This window comes from Teichococcus vastitatis (genome assembly GCF_003604215.1).
Classification (GTDB): domain Bacteria; phylum Pseudomonadota; class Alphaproteobacteria; order Acetobacterales; family Acetobacteraceae; genus Pseudoroseomonas; species Pseudoroseomonas vastitatis.
The window spans coordinates 1-1,329 of record NZ_QXGS01000151.1; the positions used below are offsets into that span (position 1 = coordinate 1).

Consider the following 1,329-nt stretch of genomic DNA (forward strand, 5'->3'; position numbering starts at 1 on the left):
CCGCCGTGCCAGCCTGATCCGGTAGTTCAGCCCGCCGGAAACCATCGCTCCTACACCACGCGATGGGACACGACCAGCACGTCTCCATCCTGTGAAACTAGGCTGGTGGAAGTCGCTCCCTCCTGCTCTGTCGGGGCGTGGCGGGGTGGGAGCGCGCCCGATTACCCTCGATAAGATGTTCTTATCGCTATCATGACCGTGCAGTGACGGGTTTGCCCGATTCCGCGAACCGGCTAATCTGGCAGCAGACGGGCCGCAGCAGGGCGGCGCCGCAGAACGGACGCCGATGCCAGACCAGCCCCACAAGCCCGCGCTGCGGCCGGACCCGCAGCCCTGGATCACCGACACGGCCACGAGCGAGGCGCGGCGCCTGCTGCAGGGACCCGTCGGCGCGGCCCTGGCCGAGGCGGCGCGCTATGCCGGCCAGGCGCTGTCCGCCAACACCCGCCGCGCCTATGCCAGCGACTGGGCCGCCTTCGCGGCCTGGTGCGCCGCCGGCGGCGTCCCCCCATTGCCCGCGGCACCCGTGCTGGTCGCCGGCCACCTGGCCAGCCTCGCAGGCCAACTCGGGCGCAGCGGGCTGTGGCGCCGCCTCGCCGCGATCGGCCACGCCCACCGCCAGGCAGGACTACCCTGGGAGCCACGGCACCCGGCCATCCGCGCCACGCTGCGCGGCATCCTCGGCCGGCACGGCGTCGCCACCCGGCCGGCGGCGGCACTCACCTCGGCCGAGGTCAAGCGGCTGCTCGACGCCTGCGGCAGCGACATGACCGGGCTGCGCGACAAGGCCCTGCTGCTGGTGGGCTTCGCCGGGGCGCTGCGCCGCTCGGAGATCGTCGGCATCGACCGCGAGCACCTGCGCTTCACCGCCGACGGCATGACGCTGGAGATCCCGCGCAGCAAGGGCGACCAGGACCGGCAGGGCGCGCGGATCGGCATTCCGCGCGGGCTGAACCCGCTGTCCTGCCCGGTGCGGGCCATGGAAACCTGGCTGGCGCGGGCGCGCATCGAATGGGGCGCGGTGTTTCCCAGCCTGACCCGCGGCGGCCGGCCGCGCGGGCGGCTGCGGCCGGCCGGCGTCCGCTTCATCCTGCACCGCCGGGCAGAGCGCGCCGGGCTGGTGGTGGACGCCGCCGAGCGGCTGTCGCCGCACGGCCTGCGCGCCGGCTTCATCACCGAAGCCTATCTGCGCGGCGCCCTCGACGAACAGGTGATGCACCACACCCGGCAGAAAACCATCGCCACCACCCAGGCCTACCGCCGCCGCGCCCGCATCACCCGCGACAGCCCCGCCCGACTGCTCGACCTCTGACCAACATGGTCCCCAGC

Annotated in this window: 1 protein-coding gene; it reads left to right on the top strand. The window is 73.7% G+C overall.

Going from position 1 to position 1,329, the window contains the following annotated elements:
* Positions 1-286 precede the first annotated feature (286 nt).
* The gene (locus D2K64_RS23595; protein WP_120010001.1) at positions 287-1,312 is read left to right on the top strand and encodes a tyrosine-type recombinase/integrase; all 1,026 of its coding nucleotides are present in this window, start codon (positions 287-289) and stop codon (positions 1,310-1,312) included.
* Positions 1,313-1,329 lie beyond the last annotated feature (17 nt).

What these genes read in the sequence shown, in the direction of transcription:
- D2K64_RS23595 (WP_120010001.1), top strand. Translation starts at nt 287, where the DNA reads ATGCCAGACCAGCCCCACAAGCCCGCGCTGCGGCCGGACCCGCAGCCC.